This is a genomic window from Roseateles paludis (assembly GCF_039872745.1).
GTDB classification, from domain to species: Bacteria; Pseudomonadota; Gammaproteobacteria; order Burkholderiales; family Burkholderiaceae_C; genus Pelomonas; species Pelomonas paludis.
Genome location: NZ_JBDPZD010000004.1, coordinates 41,227 through 61,231 on the forward strand (window position 1 = coordinate 41,227; position 20,005 = coordinate 61,231).

Annotated in this window: 22 protein-coding genes and 1 tRNA gene; 10 read left to right on the forward strand and 13 right to left on the reverse strand. The window is 65.7% G+C overall.

Annotated elements, in window-relative coordinates; translation table 11 throughout:
• Window positions 1-5: 5 nt before the first annotated feature.
• The 4 genes from proB to rplU form a co-directional block, all read right to left on the reverse strand.
• Window positions 6-1,157 carry a glutamate 5-kinase gene (gene proB, locus ABDJ85_RS14115; RefSeq protein ID WP_347705431.1) on the reverse strand — a complete coding sequence of 384 codons (1,152 nt, stop codon included), beginning with the start codon at window positions 1,155-1,157 and terminating at the stop codon, window positions 6-8.
• Window positions 1,154-2,215: a GTPase ObgE gene (gene obgE, locus ABDJ85_RS14120; RefSeq protein WP_347705432.1), complete on the reverse strand. Its 1,062-nt coding sequence runs from the start codon at window positions 2,213-2,215 to the stop codon at window positions 1,154-1,156. Before obgE ends, proB begins: the two co-directional genes overlap by 4 nt.
• A 107-nt stretch (window positions 2,216-2,322) precedes the next feature.
• The gene (gene rpmA, locus ABDJ85_RS14125) at window positions 2,323-2,580 is read right to left on the reverse strand and encodes a 50S ribosomal protein L27 (protein WP_347705433.1); all 258 of its coding nucleotides are present in this window, start codon (window positions 2,578-2,580) and stop codon (window positions 2,323-2,325) included.
• Between the two features lie 36 nt (window positions 2,581-2,616).
• Window positions 2,617-2,928 carry a 50S ribosomal protein L21 gene (gene rplU, locus ABDJ85_RS14130; protein WP_347705434.1) on the reverse strand — a complete coding sequence of 104 codons (312 nt, stop codon included), beginning with the start codon at window positions 2,926-2,928 and terminating at the stop codon, window positions 2,617-2,619.
• 347 nt (window positions 2,929-3,275) lie between these two features.
• Between rplU and ABDJ85_RS14135 the strand changes: the two genes are divergently transcribed.
• The 8 genes from ABDJ85_RS14135 to ABDJ85_RS14170 all read left to right on the forward strand — a co-directional run bounded on the left by ABDJ85_RS14135 (window position 3,276) and on the right by ABDJ85_RS14170 (window position 10,063).
• Window positions 3,276-4,205, forward strand: a complete 930-nt coding sequence (locus ABDJ85_RS14135; RefSeq protein WP_347705709.1) for a polyprenyl synthetase family protein — start codon at window positions 3,276-3,278, stop codon at window positions 4,203-4,205.
• Between the two features lie 22 nt (window positions 4,206-4,227).
• Window positions 4,228-4,304: transfer RNA gene (locus ABDJ85_RS14140), tRNA-Pro, on the forward strand.
• Window positions 4,305-4,611: 307 nt separating this feature from the next.
• On the forward strand, window positions 4,612-6,279 hold the full coding sequence (pilB, locus tag ABDJ85_RS14145; protein WP_347705710.1) for a type IV-A pilus assembly ATPase PilB: 1,668 nt from the start codon (window positions 4,612-4,614) through the stop codon (window positions 6,277-6,279).
• Window positions 6,280-6,300: 21 nt separating this feature from the next.
• Window positions 6,301-7,521 (forward strand): type II secretion system F family protein, encoded by a 1,221-nt coding sequence (locus ABDJ85_RS14150; RefSeq protein WP_347705435.1) that lies wholly within the window; start codon window positions 6,301-6,303, stop codon window positions 7,519-7,521.
• Window positions 7,521-8,462 carry a prepilin peptidase gene (locus tag ABDJ85_RS14155; protein ID WP_347705436.1) on the forward strand — a complete coding sequence of 314 codons (942 nt, stop codon included), beginning with the start codon at window positions 7,521-7,523 and terminating at the stop codon, window positions 8,460-8,462. The genes ABDJ85_RS14150 and ABDJ85_RS14155 overlap by 1 nt, the downstream gene beginning before the upstream one ends.
• Entirely contained in the window at window positions 8,462-9,067 is a 606-nt protein-coding gene (gene coaE / locus ABDJ85_RS14160; RefSeq protein ID WP_347705437.1) for a dephospho-CoA kinase, read from the forward strand. The genes ABDJ85_RS14155 and coaE overlap by 1 nt, the downstream gene beginning before the upstream one ends.
• 34 nt (window positions 9,068-9,101) lie before the next feature.
• The gene (zapD, locus tag ABDJ85_RS14165) at window positions 9,102-9,857 is read left to right on the forward strand and encodes a cell division protein ZapD (protein WP_347705711.1); all 756 of its coding nucleotides are present in this window, start codon (window positions 9,102-9,104) and stop codon (window positions 9,855-9,857) included.
• Complete coding sequence (locus tag ABDJ85_RS14170; RefSeq protein ID WP_347705438.1) at window positions 9,857-10,063, forward strand: DNA gyrase inhibitor YacG; 207 nt, start codon at window positions 9,857-9,859, stop codon at window positions 10,061-10,063. Before zapD ends, ABDJ85_RS14170 begins: the two co-directional genes overlap by 1 nt.
• Here ABDJ85_RS14170 and ABDJ85_RS14175 read toward each other — a convergent pair.
• The 3 genes from ABDJ85_RS14175 to tal are packed head-to-tail and all read right to left on the reverse strand — an operon-like array spanning window position 10,053 to window position 13,224.
• Window positions 10,053-10,673 (reverse strand): HAD family hydrolase, encoded by a 621-nt coding sequence (locus ABDJ85_RS14175; protein ID WP_347705439.1) that lies wholly within the window; start codon window positions 10,671-10,673, stop codon window positions 10,053-10,055. The genes ABDJ85_RS14170 and ABDJ85_RS14175 overlap by 11 nt on opposite strands.
• A complete protein-coding gene (gene pgi / locus ABDJ85_RS14180; protein WP_347705440.1) occupies window positions 10,670-12,286 on the reverse strand; it encodes a glucose-6-phosphate isomerase in 1,617 nt (538 codons plus the stop codon). Before pgi ends, ABDJ85_RS14175 begins: the two co-directional genes overlap by 4 nt.
• A complete protein-coding gene (gene tal / locus ABDJ85_RS14185) occupies window positions 12,283-13,224 on the reverse strand; it encodes a transaldolase (RefSeq protein WP_347705441.1) in 942 nt (313 codons plus the stop codon). The genes pgi and tal overlap by 4 nt, the downstream gene beginning before the upstream one ends.
• Before the next feature lie 107 nt (window positions 13,225-13,331).
• Here tal and zwf point away from each other — a divergent pair, with 107 nt between their 5' ends.
• Window positions 13,332-14,777, forward strand: a complete 1,446-nt coding sequence (gene zwf, locus ABDJ85_RS14190; RefSeq protein ID WP_347705442.1) for a glucose-6-phosphate dehydrogenase — start codon at window positions 13,332-13,334, stop codon at window positions 14,775-14,777.
• An 82-nt stretch (window positions 14,778-14,859) separates the two neighbouring features.
• Window positions 14,860-15,720 carry a MurR/RpiR family transcriptional regulator gene (locus ABDJ85_RS14195; protein ID WP_347705712.1) on the forward strand — a complete coding sequence of 287 codons (861 nt, stop codon included), beginning with the start codon at window positions 14,860-14,862 and terminating at the stop codon, window positions 15,718-15,720.
• 20 nt (window positions 15,721-15,740) lie between these two features.
• Here ABDJ85_RS14195 and ABDJ85_RS14200 read toward each other — a convergent pair whose 3' ends face one another.
• From ABDJ85_RS14200 to ABDJ85_RS14225, 6 genes are all read right to left on the reverse strand, one after another.
• Entirely contained in the window at window positions 15,741-16,037 is a 297-nt protein-coding gene (locus tag ABDJ85_RS14200) for an STAS domain-containing protein (protein WP_347705443.1), read from the reverse strand.
• Window positions 16,038-16,056: 19 nt separating this feature from the next.
• On the reverse strand, window positions 16,057-16,683 hold the full coding sequence (locus tag ABDJ85_RS14205; RefSeq protein ID WP_347705444.1) for an MlaC/ttg2D family ABC transporter substrate-binding protein: 627 nt from the start codon (window positions 16,681-16,683) through the stop codon (window positions 16,057-16,059).
• Window positions 16,684-16,768: 85 nt separating this feature from the next.
• On the reverse strand, window positions 16,769-17,632 hold the full coding sequence (locus ABDJ85_RS14210) for an MlaA family lipoprotein (protein WP_347705445.1): 864 nt from the start codon (window positions 17,630-17,632) through the stop codon (window positions 16,769-16,771).
• The gene (gene mlaD, locus ABDJ85_RS14215) at window positions 17,629-18,120 is read right to left on the reverse strand and encodes an outer membrane lipid asymmetry maintenance protein MlaD (protein ID WP_347705446.1); all 492 of its coding nucleotides are present in this window, start codon (window positions 18,118-18,120) and stop codon (window positions 17,629-17,631) included. Before mlaD ends, ABDJ85_RS14210 begins: the two co-directional genes overlap by 4 nt.
• A 21-nt stretch (window positions 18,121-18,141) precedes the next feature.
• Window positions 18,142-18,924, reverse strand: coding sequence for a lipid asymmetry maintenance ABC transporter permease subunit MlaE (mlaE, locus tag ABDJ85_RS14220; RefSeq protein WP_347705447.1), 783 nt, complete (start codon window positions 18,922-18,924; stop codon window positions 18,142-18,144).
• On the reverse strand, window positions 18,921-19,736 hold the full coding sequence (locus tag ABDJ85_RS14225; RefSeq protein ID WP_347705448.1) for an ABC transporter ATP-binding protein: 816 nt from the start codon (window positions 19,734-19,736) through the stop codon (window positions 18,921-18,923). The genes mlaE and ABDJ85_RS14225 overlap by 4 nt, the downstream gene beginning before the upstream one ends.
• Window positions 19,737-20,005 lie beyond the last annotated feature (269 nt).

Consider the following 20,005-nt stretch of genomic DNA (forward strand, 5'->3'; position numbering starts at 1 on the left):
TCGCGTCAGGGCGACGCGGGCACCTGAACCTGGCTGACCAGGATCATGTTGTCGCGGTGGATCAACTCGGGCTCGGCCAGATAACCGAGCACCGCTTCAAAGGCCGACGAGGGCTTGCGCGCGATGAGGCGCGCCTCGGCGGCGGAGTAGTTGGTGAGCCCACGGGCCAGCTCGGTGCCATCGCTGGCGCACACTGCAATCACCTCGCCGCGATGGAAGTCGCCATGCACGGTGGTGACGCCGATGGGCAGCAGGCTCTTGCCCTCGTCGCGCAGCTTGGCCGCAGCGCCCTCATCGACACGTACCGACCCACGCAATTGGAGGTGATCGGCCATCCACTGCTTGCGGGCTGCCAGCTTCTGGGTGCGGGCTTTGAGGTGGGTGCCGATGGCCTCGCCGCGCGCCAGGCGCAGCAGCACATCGGGCTCGCGCCCCCAGGCAATCACGGTGCTGGCGCCGCTGCGGCAGGCGCGCTTGGCGGCCAGGATCTTGGTCAGCATGCCGCCACGGCCGATGCTCGATCCCGCCCCGCCGGCCATGGCCTCGAGTGACGGATCGCCGGCCTCTGCAAGCGAGATGAACTGGGCTTGTGGGTCCTTGCGTGGATCGGCCGAGTAGAGGCCGCGCTGGTCCGTCAAGATCACGAGCACGTCGGCTTCGACAAGGTTCGCCACCAGGGCGCCGAGCGTGTCGTTGTCACCGAACTTGATTTCGTCGGTCACGACCGTATCGTTCTCGTTGATGACGGGCAGCACGCGATGGGCCAGCAAAGTCAGCAGCGTGGAGCGCGCGTTGAGGTAACGCTCCCGATCGGCGAGGTCAGCGTGCGTCAGGAGCACCTGCGCACTGGCCAGCCCTTGGGCGCTGAGTTGCGTCTCGTACATCTGGGCCAGGCCCATCTGGCCCACGGCGGCTGCGGCCTGCAGCTCATGCAGCTCCTTGGGTCGGCTGCTCCAACCCAGCCGCTTCATGCCCTCGGCGATCGCGCCGCTGGACACCATCACGACCTCGTACCCATCCTGTGCCAGCGCGGCAAGCTGACGACACCAATTGCCGATGGCCTCGGCGTCCACCCCACGACCTTCGTTGGTCACCAGGCTGGAACCCACCTTGACGACGATGCGCCGGGCACCGTCAAGCACAGATGCTGTCGTCATTCGTTGGACGTGCTGTCAAACCGGACGTCGGGCTCATGCAACTGCCGCTGCTCGGCCGCCACGTGGTCGTAAATGGCATGCACCAACGGCTGGCAGCCCGAGCGCGTCAACGCCGAGATCTCGAACACAGGGCCCTTCCAGCGGAAGCGCTTGACGAAGTCCTTGACTCGCTCCGCACGCTCCTCATGCGGCACCATGTCCAGCTTGTTGAGCACCAGCCAGCGCGGCTTGGCGTGCAGGCCGGGGTCGTATTTCTTCAGCTCGGCCACGATGGCGCGAGCCTCCTTGACGGGATCGACGGCGGGGTCGAAGGGCGCCAAGTCGACCACGTGCAGCAACAGCCGCGTGCGCTGCAAGTGACGCAGGAACTGATGCCCCAGCCCCGCGCCCTCTGCAGCGCCCTCGATGAGGCCAGGGATGTCGGCAACGACAAAGCTCTTCTCGGGCGCCACGCGCACCACGCCGAGGTTCGGATGCAGCGTGGTGAACGGATAGTCCGCCACCTTGGGCCGGGCGTTGGAGATCGCGGTGATCAGCGTGGATTTGCCTGCGTTGGGCTGGCCAAGCAGACCGACATCGGCCAGCACGCGCAGCTCCAGCCGCAGCTTCTTGGCCTCGCCGGGCCAACCCGGCGTCTTCTGCCGAGGCGCACGGTTGGTGCTGGTCTTGAAGTGCAGATTGCCGAAGCCGCCATCGCCACCCTTTGCCAGCAGGATGCGGTCATCCGGCTCCAGCAGCTCGCCGATGACGGTCTCGGTTTCGAGGTCGGTGATGATGGTGCCCACAGGCATGCGCAGCAGGATGTCATCAGCGGCCGCGCCGAATTGATCCGAACCACGACCCGCTTCGCCGTTGCGGGCTTCGTGCCGTCGCGCGTAGCGGAAATCGATGAGCGTGTTCAGGTTCCGGTCGGCCACCGCCCAGACGCTGCCACCGCGCCCGCCGTCGCCGCCATCCGGACCGCCAAAGGGAATGAACTTCTCGCGCCGGAAGCTGGCGCAGCCTGCGCCGCCGTTGCCGGCGGCGACATCAATGGTGGCTTCGTCAACAAACTTCATGGCTGGTTTTGCATCCTAAGGCCTGAGGCCCCTGAGAAGCGCGAGGCGATCTGAAAAGCAAAAGCCCCGGCTCTGCCGGGGCTCGTCATGGGCGCAAGCCCGACCGGTCAGACCGGAGTCACAACCACCGTGGCGCGATTGGCTTCGCCCTTGGTGGTGAAGGACACCTGACCGTCCACGAGGGCGAACAGGGTGTGGTCCTTGCCCGTACCGACATTGGTGCCGGCGTGGAAGCGAGTGCCGCGTTGGCGGACGATGATGGAACCGGCGGACACGACTTGACCACCGTATGCCTTGACGCCCAGCATCTTGGGCTTGGAATCACGGCCGTTCCGCGTGGAACCGCCGCCTTTTTTCTGTGCCATGGATCAGCTCCTAAGGTAAGACGAGAGTGACGGCGATCAGCCGTTGACCGAGTTGATTTGCAGCTCGGTGAAATTCTGGCGATGGCCTTGGCTCTTCTTGTAGTGCTTGCGGCGGCGCATCTTGAAGATGCGAACCTTGTCATGCTTGCCATGCGACACGACGGTCGCCTTGACCGAAGCGCCAGCCACCAGCGGCGCTCCCACCTTCAGTTCAGCGCCGTTCCCGAGCGCCAGAACCTGATCCAGCACGACCTCGGCGCCCACATCGGCACTGAGAAGCTCAACCTTGATCGTTTCGCCGGCGGCAACCTTGTACTGTTTGCCACCGGTCTTGATGACCGCGTACATGTAAATCCTTTCCTACACCCTGCTCAAAGCTGCTCGTGCCGGCTGCGCCTTGCAGGGCTCACCGCCGCGACGCAACCATGCCGGGCCTTTTTGTGGTGTATTGAATCCCCCCGCAAACCATGAAGTGCAGTTTACGGGGAGCCCGTGAGTGTAGCCTGTTCGCCCCGATGCTGGCAAGCCAGCGGTGGCATCGCTCAAGATGGCACAGCAAGCTGCCAGCCAGCTTCGAGCAAGGCGGAGCGCTTTCTATAATGGGTAAGCCCCTCCAGGAAACCCATAGCGTGTCCGTTGCCTCCATCCTTCCCCGCGAGACGATAGCTGGGGTGTTGCAGCTCCTTGCAGGAGAAATGCAGGAGGTCGACAAGGTCATCGCCCGCAGCCTGAGCTCCGACGTAGCGCTGATCGACCAGATCGCCCACTACATCGTGCACGCCGGCGGCAAGCGGATGCGGCCCAAGCTGGTGCTGCTATTTGCCAACGCGCTGAGCGCCACGACGCCAGCACGATTCGAACTCGCGGCCGTGGTGGAGTTCATCCACACCGCGACGCTGCTGCACGACGATGTCGTTGACGAGTCGTCCTTGCGGCGGGGCAAGCCCACGGCCAATGCGCTGTTCGGCAATGCCGCCAGCGTGCTGGTGGGCGACTTCCTCTACTCGCGCGCCTTCCAGATGATGGTGTCCGTCGACCGGATGCGTGTGCTTGAGGTGCTGGCGGAGGCAACCAATGTCATCGCCGAGGGTGAAGTGCTGCAGTTGATGAACATGCACGACCCGGACGTGACCGTCGAAAGCTACTTGAAGGTCATCCGATTCAAGACCGCCAAGCTGTTCGAAGCCAGCGCGCGCCTCGGCGCCGTGTTGGCCGATGCAGACCGCGAGCTTGAAGAAGCCTGCGCTGGTTATGGCCGCGCACTCGGGACCGCGTTCCAGCTCATTGACGACGTGCTCGACTACGAGGGCGAGACGCAACAACTGGGCAAGAACGTGGGCGATGACCTGCGCGAAGGCAAGCCCACGCTGCCACTGCTGATCGCCATGGAGCGTGGCACCGAGGCGGAGCGGGCACTGATTCGCGAGGCGATCGAGAAGGGCGAAGTCAGCCGCTTGCAGGAGATTGTTGACGTCGTTCGCCGCACTGGAGCACTGGATGCCACGCGAGAGGCCGCGCGGGCCGAGGCGCGTCACGCCAGTGAGTGCTTGAGCCGCCTGCCTCGAAATCAGTGGACTGAATCTTTGCTAGAATTCTCGGTTCAGTCAGTGGAGCGGCACTCGTAGCGCTGCGATCGCTGACAAACATCGGGGTGTAGCTTAGCCTGGTAGAGCGCTACGTTCGGGACGTAGAGGCCGGAGGTTCGAATCCTCTCACCCCGACCAAACCATTGAAAAGCCCAAGCGGTTCGCGTCGCTTGGGCTTTTTGTTGTTCGGTTCAGCCCGGGCAGAGCCCCGAGGCAGTCGCTGTAGCGCCCTCGCCCGCGAGCCGATCTCGCGGCTGCCCAACCCAAATATTGCCGGACAGGGCCCCTAGGGTGCAGTTTGATAGGCCCCGCACTTGCCAAGAGAGCACAGGCGGGCTGGCACAATGATCTGATCTACTTTCCAGGCCCGCTCCAGGGCCACCAGGAGCCCGTGGACGCCACCCTTGCCGAGTCGCCCCAGTCCGCGTTGTCCGGTGTTGCCCGGATGCTTGTGCACGCCGGGAAACTCACGACCAAGGCGGCCGAAGACCTCGTCAAACAGGCGCGCGAGAAGAAGACTAGCTTCGTCAACGTCCTCATCGCCAGCGGCCAGGTGGCGCCCAAGGACCTCGCCCACACGCTCTCCAGCGCCCTGGCGCTGCCGCTGCTGGACCTGGAAGCGATGGACCCGCAGCGCCTGCCGACTGGTGTGATCGACGGCAAGCTGGCCCAGCAATACCAAGTGGTCGCACTGGCCAAGCGTGGCAGCCGGCTCTTCATTGGCGGCGCTGACCCGACCGATCTGGAGGTCATCGAGCGCATCAAGTTCGCGACCCAGCTGCAGCCAGAGTGGGTGATCGTTGAGCACGACAAGCTGGTCAAGATGCTGGCCAATGCCGGAGCCAACGCAACTGAGACCCTGGAGTCGATTGCCGGGGGCGATTTCGACTTCGACATTGCGGAAGAAGACGCGACACCGCAGGAAGACTCGGCCGATGCCTCCGACGTCGAGGACGCACCAGTCGTCCGCTTCCTGCAGAAGATGCTGGTGGACGCGATCAATCTGCGTGCCTCTGACCTGCACTTCGAGCCCTACGAATTCCACTATCGCGTTCGCTTCCGGGTCGACGGTGAACTGCGCGAAATCACCCAGCCACCTATCGCGATCAAGGACAAGCTGTCCTCTCGCATCAAGGTGATCTCGCGCCTCGACATTGCCGAGCGCCGCGTGCCGCAGGACGGCCGGATGAAGCTCAAGTTCGGCAGCAAGTCGATCGACTTCCGCATCAGCACCCTGCCCACGCTCTTCGGCGAGAAGATCGTGATCCGGATCCTCGACTCCTCGTCAGCCAAGCTCGGCATCGAGGCCCTGGGCTACGAAAAGATCGAGCGCGACCGGCTCATCCAGGCCATTCACCGGCCCTACGGCATGGTGCTGGTGACGGGGCCCACAGGCTCGGGCAAGACAGTGTCGCTCTACACCTGCCTGAACATCCTGAACCAGCCGGGCGTCAACATCTCGACCGTTGAAGACCCAGCGGAAATCAACTTGCCCGGCATCAACCAGGTCAACGTCAACGACAAGGCCGGCCTCAATTTCGCGGCTGCGCTCAAGTCCTTCCTGCGCCAGGATCCCGACATCATCATGGTCGGTGAAATCCGTGACCTGGAAACCGCCGACATCGCCATCAAGGCCGCGCAAACGGGCCACATGGTGATGTCCACCCTGCACACCAACGACGCGCCCAAGACGCTGACTCGCCTGATCAATATGGGCGTGGCGCCATTCAATATCGCGTCAAGCGTGCTCTTGATCACGGCGCAGCGCCTGGTGCGCCGCCTGTGCGAGCACTGCAAGACGGCTGCCGAATATCCTCGTGACGCCATGCTCAAGGCAGGCTACGTCGAGGAGGACTTCGACGGTAGCTGGAAGCCTTACCGCGCAGTGGGTTGCTCCAACTGCACGAATGGTTACCGTGGGCGCGTCGGCCTTTACCAAGTGATGCCCATCACCGAAGAGATTCAACGCATCATCCTGGCGGAAGGTACGGCCATGGACATCGCCGTGCAAGCTCAAAAAGATGGCGTGCGGGACCTGCGTCAGTCTGGCCTCGTCAAGGTCAAGGCCGGGGTGACGACGCTGGAAGAAGTACTCTCCGCCACCAACGAATAAACCAAAGCGCGAGGACGCTACATGGCCACTGCCGCCGCCGCGAAAGGCGCCAAGGACTTCATCTTCGAATGGGAAGGCAAAGACCGCAACGGCAAGCCGGTCAAGGGCGAGTTGCGTGCCGGCGGCGAGGCCATGGTCAGCGCCACGCTGCGGCGCCAAGGCATTCTCGTCAACAAGGTCAAGAAGCGCCGCTCCGGTGGCGGCACGGCGATCAAGCAGAAGGACATTGCCGTCTTCACCCGCCAGCTCGCCACCATGATGCGAGCTGGCGTGCCCCTGCTGCAGGCCTTCGACATCGTGGCTCGCGGCTCCACCAACCCGCGGCTGACTCGGCTGCTGAGCGAGATCCGGCAGGATGTCGAAACGGGTACAAGCCTGTCATCGGCCTTCCGCAAGCATCCGATGTACTTCGACGCGCTGTACTGCAACCTGGTTGAAGCCGGCGAAGCAGGCGGCATCTTGGAGGCCCTGCTGGACCGGCTGGCGATCTATCAGGAGAAGACGGTTGCCATCAAGAACAAGATCAAGTCCGCGCTCACCTACCCGGTCGCGGTGATGGTGGTGGCCTTCATCGTGGTTGCCGTCATCATGATCTGGGTGGTGCCGGCCTTCAAGGACGTGTTCTCCAGCTTTGGCGCTGACCTGCCCACACCCACACTCGTCGTCATCGCGATGTCGGAGTTCTTCGTCAAGTTCTGGTGGGCCATCTTTGGCGGGATCGGTGGCGGCCTCTACTTCTTCTTCCAGACCTGGAAGCGCTCGGTCACCATGCAAAGGCGCATGGACCGCATCCTGCTCAAAATCCCCGTCTTCGGCGACCTGCTGTTCAAGTCCGCCGTCGCGCGTTGGACACGCACCTTGTCCACCATGTTTGCGGCCGGCGTGCCGCTGGTCGAGTCGCTCGACTCGGTGGGCGGTGCCTCAGGCAATGCGGTGTTTGCCGAGGCCACGGAGGCCATCCAGCGGGATGTCTCGACCGGCTCCGCGTTGACCACCGCGATGACCACGACGGGCATCTTCCCGACCATGGTGTTGCAGATGGCTTCCATTGGTGAGGAGTCGGGCTCGCTAGACCACATGCTGGGCAAGGCAGCCGAGTTCTACGAGGACGAGGTGGACGAGGCCGTCAAGGCGCTTTCCAGCCTCATGGAGCCCTTCATCATCGTGATCCTCGGCGGCTTGATCGGTGGCATCGTGGTTTCGATGTACATGCCCATCTTCAAGCTCGGCCAGGTCGTCTGATGCTGGGCTTGAGCGAGGCCGAACTGGCCTTTTGGTTGTCTCCCTGGGTGCTCGGCCTCCTCGGCCTGTGCATCGGCAGCTTCCTCAACGTCGTGGCGTACCGCTTGCCCCAGATGATGGAGCGGCAGTGGCTGGCCGACTGCGCCGACCACCTCAGCGACCCCGAATCGGTGGCCAAGGTATCCGGGGCCGACAAGCCGGTGGCCGAAAAGCTCGCCGCAGCAGCCAAGCCGATCACCGAACTGCTTGAGAAGCTGCCCCCGCTGGGCATTGCAACGCCGCGCTCGCGTTGCCCGCATTGCGGCCACCAACTGCGCTGGCACGAGAACCTGCCCCTTGTCGGCTGGCTGCGCCTGGGTGGCAAGTGCGCCGCCTGCAAGGCACCCATCTCGCTGCGCTATCCGGTCGTCGAGGCCGCCACCGGCGCCGCCTTTGCGGCCCTGGCCTGGCAGATGGGACCGCAACCCACGGTCCTGCTCTGGTGCGGTTTCGTTGCCGCCCTGCTGGCGCTGTCCTTGATCGACTGGGACACCACGCTGCTGCCCGACGTCATCAACCAGCCGCTGCTCTGGGCCGGGCTGCTCAGCGCGCTGCTGGGCTGGACCATCCCGCTGCAGCAGTCCCTGATCGGCGCGCTAGCCGGCTACCTGTCCTTGTGGTCGGTGTACTGGGTCTTCAAACTCGTCACCGGCAAGGAAGGCATGGGCTTTGGTGACTTCAAGTTGCTGGCGGCCCTGGGGGCCTGGCTGGGTTGGCAGATGCTGCTGCCCATCGTGCTCGGGGCCTCGGCCATCGGCGCCCTGGTGGGCATCATCATGAAGCTCAATGCCAAGTTGCGCGAGGGGCGCTATGTGCCATTCGGGCCCTTCCTGGCGGGCGGCGGCCTGGTCGTCCTGTATGCGGGGGCGCCACGCGTCCTCGGCTGGATGGGCTGGGCCTGATGCGCATTGGCCTCACCGGAGGCATCGGCAGCGGCAAAAGCACCGTCGCCCGCATCCTGGTTGAAGCTGGTGCCCACCTGATCGACACCGATGCCATCGCCCACGCGCTCACGGCGCCGGGCGGGGCGGCCATCCCAGCCATTCGCGCGGCCTTTGGCGATGAATTCATCGACCCCGGTGGCGCGCTGGACCGCCGCCGCATGCGCGAACGCGTGTTTACCGAGCCTGCGGCCCGCGAGCGGCTCCAAGCCCTGCTGCACCCGCTGATCACCCAGATCGCGCTGGCCGACGCCGCCACCGCAGAGACTGCCTCACCGCCACCTCCATGTGTCGTGTTTGATGTGCCCTTGCTGGTCGAATCCGGCCATTGGCGCGAGCGGGTGGACAAGGTGTTGGTGGTGGACTGCGAGGAAACGACCCAGGTCGAACGCGTCAGCCAGCGCCCGGGCTGGTCGGCCGAGCGCGCACGCGCCGTCATCGCCGCGCAGGCCAGCCGTGCCGCACGCCACGCCGCCGCCGACGCGGTGATCTACAACGACGGCATCTCCGTGGCCGCGCTGCGCACCCAGGTGCTCGACTTGCTCAGATCCTGGGGCGCTCTATGAAACAATGCCGGCCAACCCGCTGGCGTCGCTGACCTTGATCCTCTACGAGTACCCGTTCAACGAGAGCATTCGCACCATGCTGCGGCTCGAACACCTGTTCGACCGCCTGGGCACGCTGATGGGCCGCGATGCGGCGCTGGACCATCACTTCGCGCTGGTGACGCTGTTCGAGATCATGGATGTCGCTTCGCGCGCCGATCTCAAGTCCGACCTGCTCAAGGAGCTTGAGCGCCACAAGGCCCAATTGCAAAGCTACCGGGGCCTGCCAGGCGTTGAAGACCAGCGCCTGGACCAGATCATTCAGCACATCGAAGGCGCCTTCCAGCGCCTCAACGCCCTGGCAGGCAAGGCCGGCGCCGCGCTGACGTCCAACGAGTGGCTGATGAGCATTCGCAGCCGCATCAGCATCCCCGGCGGCACCTGCGAGTTTGACCTGCCGGCCTACTTCAACTGGCAGCAGCACGCACCGGCGCAGCGCCGCAAGGACCTGATGAACTGGGCTCAAAGTCTGATGCCCTTGGCCGAAGCGCTGAAGGTGCTGCTCTCGCTCTTGCGCGACGCAGGTGCCCCGCACAAGGTGGCCGCCACCGCCGGCCAGTTCCAGCAGAGCCTGCCGGCCAACAAGGTCTACCACCTGCTGCGCGTGCGCTTGGACCCGGCGCTGGGCCTGATCCCCGAGATCTCCGGCCACCGGCTGATGGTGTCCATCCGCCTGATGCGGCAGGACGACGAAGGCCGGCTGCGCCAGATCAGTGAGGACTCGGCTTTCGAGCTCACGCTCTGCTCGTGATGAGTGAGGGCCCGAGCTTCGCGCGCAAGGTGCGCTGCCCCCACTGCGGTGGCGAGAGCCTGTACGCGCCTGAGAACCGCTATCGTCCGTTCTGCTCAGAGCGCTGCCGCGCCATCGACCTGGGCGCATGGTCGACCGAGCAGTTCCGTGTCGAGGCGCATCCCGAGCCCGACGACGACCTCGACGAGCCCAGCCTCAAGCACTGAGCAGGCCGCGCACCACCAGGGCCTCGCGTGCCGCACCCGCCTGGGTGAACTGCACCGCCTGCCAGCCGCGCGCTTCGGCTGCCCGCACATTGGCCGGCATGTCGTCCAGGAAGACCAGCTGATCGGGCGACACGCCAAAGCGTCGCTCGGCCACCTCGAAGATCTCAGCGTGCGGCTTGCGCCACTTCACGCGGCCCGAGAACACGCCCGACTCGAACCATTCGTGCAGCGGGTAGGTCCGCTCCAGGTGGTCGGCAAAGGGCGCCGGCATGTTGGACAGGTAATGCAGCTCATGGCCCGCCGCGCGCAGTTCGCGGATCAGCACCACCGTGGCAGGGATGGGTAGCAGCTCGGTAGGCACAGCCTCGGCCACGGCCGCCACCTCGCCCAGCGGCCAGCCTGTGCGCGCTGCGATGCGGCGCACCACCTCGCTCTGGCTGATCAAGCCTTGGTCGAACAGGCCCCAGTCGCCCTCATAGCCCTGAAAGTACCGGGCCGCGCCCTCGGCACCTGCCTCCAGGGTTTCAAAGCGATGCGGCAGCACGCGCGCCAGCAAGGCAGCAGGCTGCCAGCGGAACAGCACCGCCCCAAAGTCGAAGACGACCTTCACGCCAGCAACCGTGCCAGCAGGCCGGCGGTGGAGGCGTCCAGGCCCGTCGCGTCCCCTGACTCCAGGCGCGGCAGCAGGCGGTTGCACAGCGCCTTGCCGAGCTCCACACCCCACTGGTCAAAGCTGTTGATGCCCCAGAGCGCACCCATCACGAAGACGCGGTGCTCGTAGAGCGCGATCAAAGCGCCCAGGGACCGCGGCGTCAGCGCCTCAAGCAGCAGCGTCGTGCTGGGGCGATTGCCCGGGAAACTGCGGTGGCGGGCCAGCACGTCGGGGTCCAGCGAGGCGGAGGCGGTGGGGGCCTTCTCGGCGCGGGCCTCGGCGGCTGACTTGCCCTGCATCAGGGCCTGCGACTGGGCCAGGCAGTTGGCCAGCAGCTTGCGGTGCTGATCCAGCAGCAGCGCCCCGACCTCGCCGCCGTGGCCGTGGTTGGGTCGCTTGACGGCGATGAACTCCACCGGGATCACGTCCGTGCCCTGGTGCAGCATCTGGAAGTAAGCATGCTGGCCATTGGTGCCGGCCTCGCCCCACACCACGGGTGAGGTGCCGTAGCCAAGCGCCTGGCCCTCGCGGTCCACGCCCTTGCCATTGCTCTCCATCTCCAGTTGCTGGAGATAGGCCGGCAGGCGGCGCAGACCCTGGTGATAGGGCGCGACGCTACGGCTGGTGAAGCCATGGAAGTTGCGGTACCAGACGTCGATCAAGGCCAGCAGCACCGGCACATTGCGCGCCAGCGGCGTGGCGGCAAAGTGCTCGTCCATCGCGTGGGCACCAGCCAGCAGAGCCCTGAAGTTGTCGGCGCCGATGGCGATGGCAATCGGCAGGCCGATCACCGACCACAGCGAGTAGCGGCCACCAACCCAATCCCAGAAGCCGAAGGCGGTGTCGATACCGAAGGCCGCCGCCGCCGTGGTGTTGCTGCTGGTGGCCACGAAGTGGCGCGCCACGTCGGTGCCGCCGGCCGCCAGGAACCAAGCCTTGGCGGTCTGCGCGTTGGCCAGGGTCTCTTGCGTCGTGAAGGTCTTGGAGGCGACGACGAACAGCGTGTGCCGGTGGTCCAGGCCCTTGAGCACCGGGGCGATGTCGTGGCCGTCCACGTTGGAGACAAAGTGCAGGCGCAAGCCCGGCTTGCCAAAGGCCTGCAGCGCCTGCACGACCATGGCCGGTCCCAGGTCGCTGCCGCCAATGCCGATGTGGACCACGTCGGTGATCTCGCCGCGCGCACCGCCGCGCACGCCTTCGGCAAAGGCCAGCATGGCGTCGAGCGAGGCATGCACATCGGCATTGAAGGGGCTCGTGGCGCCCTTGGGCGCCCGCAGCGCGGTGTGCAACACGGCGCGGCCTTCGGTGTGGTTGACCGGCTCGCCCGCCAGCAAGGCGTCACGCTGCGCCTCGATGCCACAGTCCTGGGCCAGCTTGAGCAACAGCGCCAGGCTGGTGCTGTCGATGCGGTTCTTCGACAAGTCTGCAAAGACCTCGGGCGCCTCAAAGGACAGCGCCTGGAAGCGCCCCGCGTCGGCCGCAAAGGCCTGGCGGATGTCGAACGACTGCGCCTGGCTGGCGAAATGGGCCTTCAGTTCGGCCCAGACGGGACTGTGGTCGCAACGCTTCATGCTTGTTGAATCATCTGGTCGAGTTTCACGGCGTCGGCTGCAAAAAGGCGGATGCCTTCGGACAGCTTGTCGGAGGCCATGGCGTCCTCGTTGTGGAGGAAGCGGAAGGCCGCTTCGTCGAGGCTGAGCTTGGCGATTGTCGGCACTTGTGCGGGGTCCAGAACCCGCGCCAGCGGCGATTCGTCGGCTTGCAACTGCGCCAGCAGGTCCGGGCTGATGGTGAGCAGGTCGCAGCCCGCCAGCGCACGGATCTGCCCGACGTTGCGGAAGCTCGCGCCCATCACCTCGGTGGCAATGCCATGCTGCTTGTAGTAAGCGTAGATGCGGGTCACGGACTTCACGCCCGGGTCGTTGAGTCCAGCGTTGGCCGCCTCGTCCCACGCGGCGCCGGCCGACTTCTTGTACCAGTCGTAGATGCGCCCGACAAAGGGCGAGATCAGCTGGACCTTGGCCTCGCCGCAAGCCACCGCCTGGGCAAACGAGAACAGCAAGGTCAGGTTGCAGTGGATGCCTTCGCGCTCCAGCTCAGCCGCAGCCTGGATGCCCTCCCAGGTGGCGGCCAGCTTGATCAACACACGCTCGCGCGGAATGCCGGCGGCCTCATAGAGCGCCATCAGGCGGCGCGCCCGCGCGATGCTGGCGGTGCGGTCAAAGCTCAATCGCGCGTCGACCTCGGTCGACACCCGCCCCGGCACGTACTTCAGGATCTCCAGGCCAAAACGCACCAGCACCTGATCAACGATTTCATCCAGCGCCTTGCCTCGGTGGGCCGCCATGGTTTCATGCAGCAGCGGCGCATAGTCGGGCGACAGCACCGCCTTGAGGATCAACGACGGATTGGTCGTTGCATCGCGCGGCGCGAACTGGGCAAGCTGCAAAAAATTGCCGGTGTCAGCGACGACAGTGGTGTAAGACTTGAGTTGATCTAGCTGGGTCATGGAACGGCTGGAATTGACCGGAGGAAGAAACCGGTGCATGATATTTCACGAAACTTTGTTACACAACGGACGCCCGCCGCGCGCGGTGAGGCGAAGAGGTAGTTCCCATGTCCTTCGATCTGGTGTTCTTCGGTGGTACCGGCGACCTGACCTGGCGCAAGCTGATGCCTGCGCTGTTCCAGGCGTTCCGGCATGGCAAGTTGCCCCCGGGTGGCCGGATTCTGGCGGTGGCTCGTGACGATCAGTCCGACCAGCGCTACCGCGACTGGCTGAAGGAGCGCTTCCGCGAGGTGGACGGCGCCAAGCGCCCGACCGAGGAAGAGTTCGAGCAGTTCGCGCAGCTGGTGCACTACCGGCGCATGGACCTGTCCCAGCCCGAGCACTACGCTGGCCTCAAGACCTGGCTGGAAGAGCGCAATGCCGACACCGTGGTGCTCTACCTCGCCACCAGCCCCCACCTCTTCACCCAGATCTGCGAGCAGCTGGGCGCCGCCGGCCTGAACCACGACCGCATCCGCGTCGTGCTGGAAAAGCCGCTGGGCCACGACCTGGCCAGCGCCCAGGCCATCAACCAAGTGGTGCGCAAGGTCTTCGCCGAGAAGCAGGCCTTCCGTATCGACCACTACCTCGGCAAGCCTTCGGTGCAGAACCTGATGGCGCTGCGCTTCGGCAATGCGCTGTTCGAGCCGCTGTGGCGCCGTGAGTCCATCGCCAACATCCAGATCACCCTGGCCGAGCGCCTGGGCGTGGGCACGCGCGGCGGCTTCTACGACGGCACCGGTGCGCTGCGCGACATGATCCAGAACCATGCGCTGCAGCTGCTGACCATGATCGCCATGGAGCCGCCGTCGAGCAACGACGCCGACGCCATTCGCGACGAGAAGCTCAAGGTGCTGCGGTCGCTCAAGCCCTTCACGGCCGAATCGGTCACGCGCGATGTGGTGCGCGGCCAGTACCGGGCCGGCAACGTCGAGGGCGCCGCCGTGCCGGGTTACCTCGAAGAGGTGAAGGTGCCCGAGGGCAGCCAGTGCGAGACCTTTGTGGCCCTGCGCACCGAGGTGGACAACTGGCGCTGGGCGGGCGTGCCCTTTTACCTGCGCACCGGCAAGCGCCTGGCTGAGCGCGATGCGCAGATCGTCGTCAACTTCCGCGACGTGCCGCACAAGATCTTCCCTGGCACCTACCACCCCAACCGCCTGGTCATCAAGCTCCAGCCGGAAGACGGCCTGGAGCTGCAACTGATGGCCCACAAGGGCACGGGCCAGGGCGAGCAGCTCACGCCCGTCTCGCTGGACCTGGACTTCGACAAGGCCTTTGCCACCAACCGCGTCGGCGCCTATGAGCGCCTGCTGCTGGACGCGATTGCCGGCCGCCTGAACCTCTTCGTCCGCAGTGACGAGCAGGAGCAGGCCTGGCGCTGGGTCGAGCCCATCCTCGCGGCCTGGGCCGCAGACACCAGTGGCCCGCGCCCCTATGCCGCGGGCAGCTGGGGCCCGGCCGCCGCCAGCGCCCTGGTGGCGCGCGACGGCTTCAGCTGGGTCGAAGAATCCTGATCTTTTCGGCGGGGCAGCGCCCCGCGCCCAGGGCCAGGCTTGTGGCCCCCTCTCGCCAACACGAGGACTTGAGAACATGAGCATCCTGGAGCGCGTCAAGGCCGCCCTGCCCGCCCTGCCGCCCGCTGAACAGCGCGTGGCCAAACTGCTGCTCGCGGACGCGCGCAGCTTCGCCAGCCTTCCCGTGAGCGAGCTGGCCGACCGCGCCCATGTGAGCAAGCCCACCGTGGTGCGCTTCTGCCGCAGCGTCGGGTACGACGGCCTGGCCGACTTCAAGCTCAAGCTTGCTGGCAGCGTGAACGAGGGCGTGCCCTTCGTGCACCGAGCGGTCGAGGAAGACGACAAGCCCGGCGACCTGATCGTCAAGGTCGTGGATAACGCCATCAGCGCCCTGCTCCACTACCGGAACGACGCCGCCAGCCACGCCTTTGAACGCGCGATTGCCGCGCTGGTGGATGCCGCCAAGCATGGCCGCCGCATCGAGTTCTTCGGCGTGGGCAACTCGGGCATCGTGGCGCAGGATGCGCAGCACAAGTTCTTCCGCCTGGGCGTCAACACCGCCGCCAGCAGCGATGGCCATGTGCAGCTGATGAGCGCCACCATGCTGCAAGGCGGTGACTGCGCGGTCATCTTCAGCAACTCGGGCCGCAGCCGCGACCTGATCGACACCGCCGACATCGCGCGCCGCAAGGGCGCCACGATCATCATCGTGACGGCCAGCGCCTCACCACTGGCGCAGATGGCCTCGGGCCCGAACCAGATCCTGCTGGCCGTGGACCACCCCGAGGACTTCGACCGCTACAGCCCCATGGTGTCGCGCCTGCTGCACCTGATGGTGGTGGACATCCTGACCACGGGCCTCGCGCTCAAGCTCGGCCCCGGGCTGCGCCCGATGCTGCAGGACATCAAGAAGAACTTGCGGACCAAGCGCTACGCGTCCTGAGCGCCAGGCTTGGCCTGGGCTCAGGCAGGTGTGGTCTCGCTCGGCCAGATCAGGTCGGTCAGTCCGTACACGCCGGCCAGTGCGCGCAGCTGCTCCGGCGCGTTGCTCACCACCAGCCGCAGGCCATGTTCGGTCGCCAGGCGCGCACAGCCCAGCAGCACGCTGAGCGTGGCGCTGTCGAAGGACTTGAGCTGGGCGGCCGAGAGACGCAACTCGCGCCCTGCCCCACTGCGCACCTGCAACGCCTCGGCGCGCAGCGCCGGCTCCAACTGCGCCCAGGCGGACGCCGCCTCGGCAAAGCCGAGCTGAGCAGGCAACTGAAGGCTTGCCACCGCGTCAGGCCTTTGCGCCGGCGGCCTTGGCGTTCTTGTCGGCCAGGCTCTTGATCAAGCCGTCGATGCCGTTGACGCCAATTTCCTGGGCAAAGCTGTTGCGGTACTGGTCGCCCAGCCAGATGCCCAGCACATTGACGTCGTAGATCTTCCAGACATCGCCCATCTTGGCCAGGCGGTAGTCCAGCTGCACCGGGTCGCCCTTGCCTCGGATCTCCGTCCGCACCACCACCTCCGGGTCACCCGGCTGGGCGCGCAGCGGCTTCATGCCAATGCTTTGGTCCTTCACCTGGCTCAGGGCGCCGGCGTAGGTGCGCATCAGCAGGGTCTTGAACTCGGCCTGCAGGCGCGTCTGCTGCTCAGGCGTGGCCTGGCGCCAGAAACGGCCAACGGCGGACGCCGTCATGCGCTGGAAATCCACATGCGGCAGGATCTTGGACTCCACAAGCGCCACGATCTTGGACACGTCGCCGGCCTGGATGGCTTTGTCGGCCTTGACGGCCTCAATCGTCTCGATGGAAAGCTGGCGGATCAGCGTGTCGGGCGCGCTGGCGTCGGCCGCATGGGCAGACAGCGCCAGGCTGAGGCCCAACAGGGCCAGCGTGCGTCGGGCGATGGTCAGGAGGTTCATGTCGTCAGTCTTTCGGCATCAAGGCTCTCGATGAGCCCTTAGGTCCAGATTCTGAGGGTGGCAACGCTTCAGGGGCCTGTTTGGTTCACCGGCGGGTGTTGGGGGCAGGTTCGGCGGGCTTGCGCACCTGGGGGCCTTCGCCCTTGGCGGGTTCGGCTTTGTCCGTCTTGTCGGCAGGCTTGGCCGGCTCTTCCGGCACCAGGAGCTCCACCTCGTCATCGTCGTCGAAATGCCCGCGCCGCTGCAGGTAGGCGTCACGGTAGAACACGTATTTGTCGAGGGCAATGCCGTCCACCAGCTCGCCAGCCTTGAGCAAGCTGGCGCGCGTGTTCACCACGCCCAGCACGCCGATGGCGGTCTTGGCCGCTCCGTCGTCAAACACGACCGGCGCCGCCACGCGCATGTCCACCGGCATTGCCAGCGAATCACGCAGCGACGAGGGCCCGAGCACCGGCCACACGACATAGGCCCCGGTGCCGACGCCCCATTTGCCCAGGGTCTTGCCCAGGTCTTGGGTGTTCTTGTCCAGGCCCGCATCGCTGGCGATGTCGAGCACCCCCGCCAGGCCCAGGCCGGTGTTGATCGCCACGCGCATGGTCTGTTCTGCGCCGGCCTTGAAGCGGCCTTGCAGAAAGAGGTTCACCGCCGACCAGGCATCCTGGATGTTGCCGATGAAGTTGCCCACGCCCGTGCGCACGGGCGACGGCACGACGGCCACATAGGCCTTGGCCACGGGCTTGAGCACGGCCTCGTCCAGCTTCTCGTTGAAGGCGAAGACCTTGCGGTTCCAGGACTCCCAGGGGTCTAGTCGGTCTCCCTTGGACCCCAGAACCTTGTCCACCGCGCCCTGCAGCTTGCTGCCCACGTGCTGCACGGTCTGGCAACCGGCCATGGACACGGCCAGGGCCAGCAACAGCACCACGCGGGCGATGGCGCGCGACAAACTCACTTAGCGCCCCCCGAGGCCGGCGTCGCGCTGCCCAGGTCCGAGGCCTTGCTGTTCAGGAACTGGCCAATCAGGCTCTCCAGCACCACAGCACTCTGGGTCTGGCGGATGGTGTCGCCGGCGACCAGGTTCTTCTCGTCAGCACCGGCTTCGAGGCCGATGTACTGGTCACCCAGCAGGCCCGCCGTCAGGATCTTGGCGGAGGTGTCCTTGGGGAACTCGAAGCCCTTCTGGATCTCCATGATCACCAGGCCCTGGTAGGTCTTCGCGTCGAGTGTGATGGTGCTGACCCGGCCGATGGTGACACCAGCGGTGCGCACCGGGGCGCGCGCCTTGAGCCCGCCGATGTTGTCAAAGCGCGCCTGGAGCGTGTAGGTGTCGCCGCCGCCCGCGCCGCCCAGATTGGCGGCCTTGAGTGCCAGGAACACCAGGCCCAGCATGCCCAGCAGCACGAACAGTCCGACCATCACCTCAATACTTTTCTTGGCCACAGCAAGAACTCCGCTGCCCGATCAGGGCGTCGAGAACATCAGGGCCGTGAGCACGAAATCCATGCCCAGCACCCACAAGGAAGAGATGACCACCGTGCGGGTGGTCGCATAGGCCACGCCCTCGGGCGTGGCGTCGGTTTCATGGCCCTGGTAGAGCGCCACCAACGTGCACAGCAGGCCGAACACGCTGGCCTTGACCAGGCCGTTGCCCACATCGCGCCACACATCCACGCGCGTCTGCATGATCGACCAGAAGTTGCCGGCGTCCACGCCAATCAGCATCACGGCCACCACATAGGCCCCAAGGATGCCAACAGCGGAGAACAACACCGCCAGCAGGGGCATCGAGACCAGCCCGCCCAGCAGACGCGGTGCCAGCACGCGGGCCTTGGTGTCCACCGCCATCATCTCCATGGCGGCCAGTTGCTCGCCAGCCTTCATCAGGCCGATCTCGGCCGTCAGCGAAGTACCAGCCCGGCCGGCAAACAGCAGGCCAGTCACGACCGGTCCCAGTTCGCGCACCAGGGCCAGGTTGACGATCAGCCCCAGGCTCTCGGCCGCGCCGTAGGTGACCAGCGCGTAGTACATCTGCAGCGCCAGCACAAAGCCCACGGCCAGGCCCGAGGCCATGATGATCACGAGCGAGCGGTTGCCAATGGCGTGAATCTGCGCCACCACCAGGCCAAAGCGCCGCAGCGCCGCCGGCAGGGCCTTGATGAGGTCGAGCACGAAGAGCGCGGCGTGGCCCCAGCCACGCAACTGGTCCAGCGCGATGAAGCCCAGCCGCTGCAGCACGGCGGTCATGCCACCACCCCGAAATCCACATCCATGTCAGCCGCCGGGTAGTGGAACTTGACCGGCCCGTCCGGCTCACCGCGCACGAATTGCCGAACTTCCGGGTCGGTCGAGTCCATCAGCTCCGCCGGCGTGCCCTGGGCCACCACCCGCCCACCGGTCGCCATCAGGATCACGTGGTCTGAAATCGCCATGCACTCCGGCACGTCATGGCTCACCACCAGCGAGGTCGCGCCGGTCGAGTCATTGAGCGTCCGGATCAACTTGGCGGCCACGCCCATGCTGATCAGGTCGAGCCCGGCGAAGGGCTCGTCATACATCACCAGCTCGGGGTCCAGCGCAATGGCCCGCGCTAGCGCCACACGGCGCGCCATGCCGCCCGAGATCTCGGAGGGCAACAGGTCTCGCGCGCCGCGCAAGCCCACTGCATTGAGCTTCATCAGCACGATGTCGCGAATCATCTGCTCGGGCAGTTGGGTTTGCTCCCGCAGCGGGAAGGCCACGTTCTCGAACACCGACAGGTCGGTGAACAAGGCACCAAACTGATAGAGCATGCCCAGCCGGCGCCGCAGGCGGAACAGCTGCTCCCGGTCACGGGTGTTGATCCGCTCACCATCAAAGATGACCTCGCCCCCCGTGGCCGCATAGACGCCGCCGATCAGGCGCAGCAGGGTCGTTTTCCCACAGCCCGACCCACCCAGGATGGCAGTGACCTTGCCCCGGGGAAAGTTCAGCGAGATGTGGGAGAGGATCGTGCGGCTGGCGTCGTAGCCGAAGCTCACGTCACGCAGCTCGATCAGGGCGGAATCAGAAGCACTCAAGCGGTGTGCCAGATGGAATCAATCGGGAAGGGGCGCAATGATAGGTGGAAACACTAGGCCCCACGAAAGTCACGGCTGCCCCAGGGCGTGGGGTTGCACCGCACATCAGCGGCTCCGTCACAACCCGTTGCAGCGCCACACCGGCCGAAACGATCTGACCCCAGCCAATTCGTGCGCCAGTTCACGAATCGCGATCCACGGCCGATCAGCGCGAATTGGTTCACGACCAACGGTTCGCGGGTCTGGAGGGCAACAACCACAATATCCAC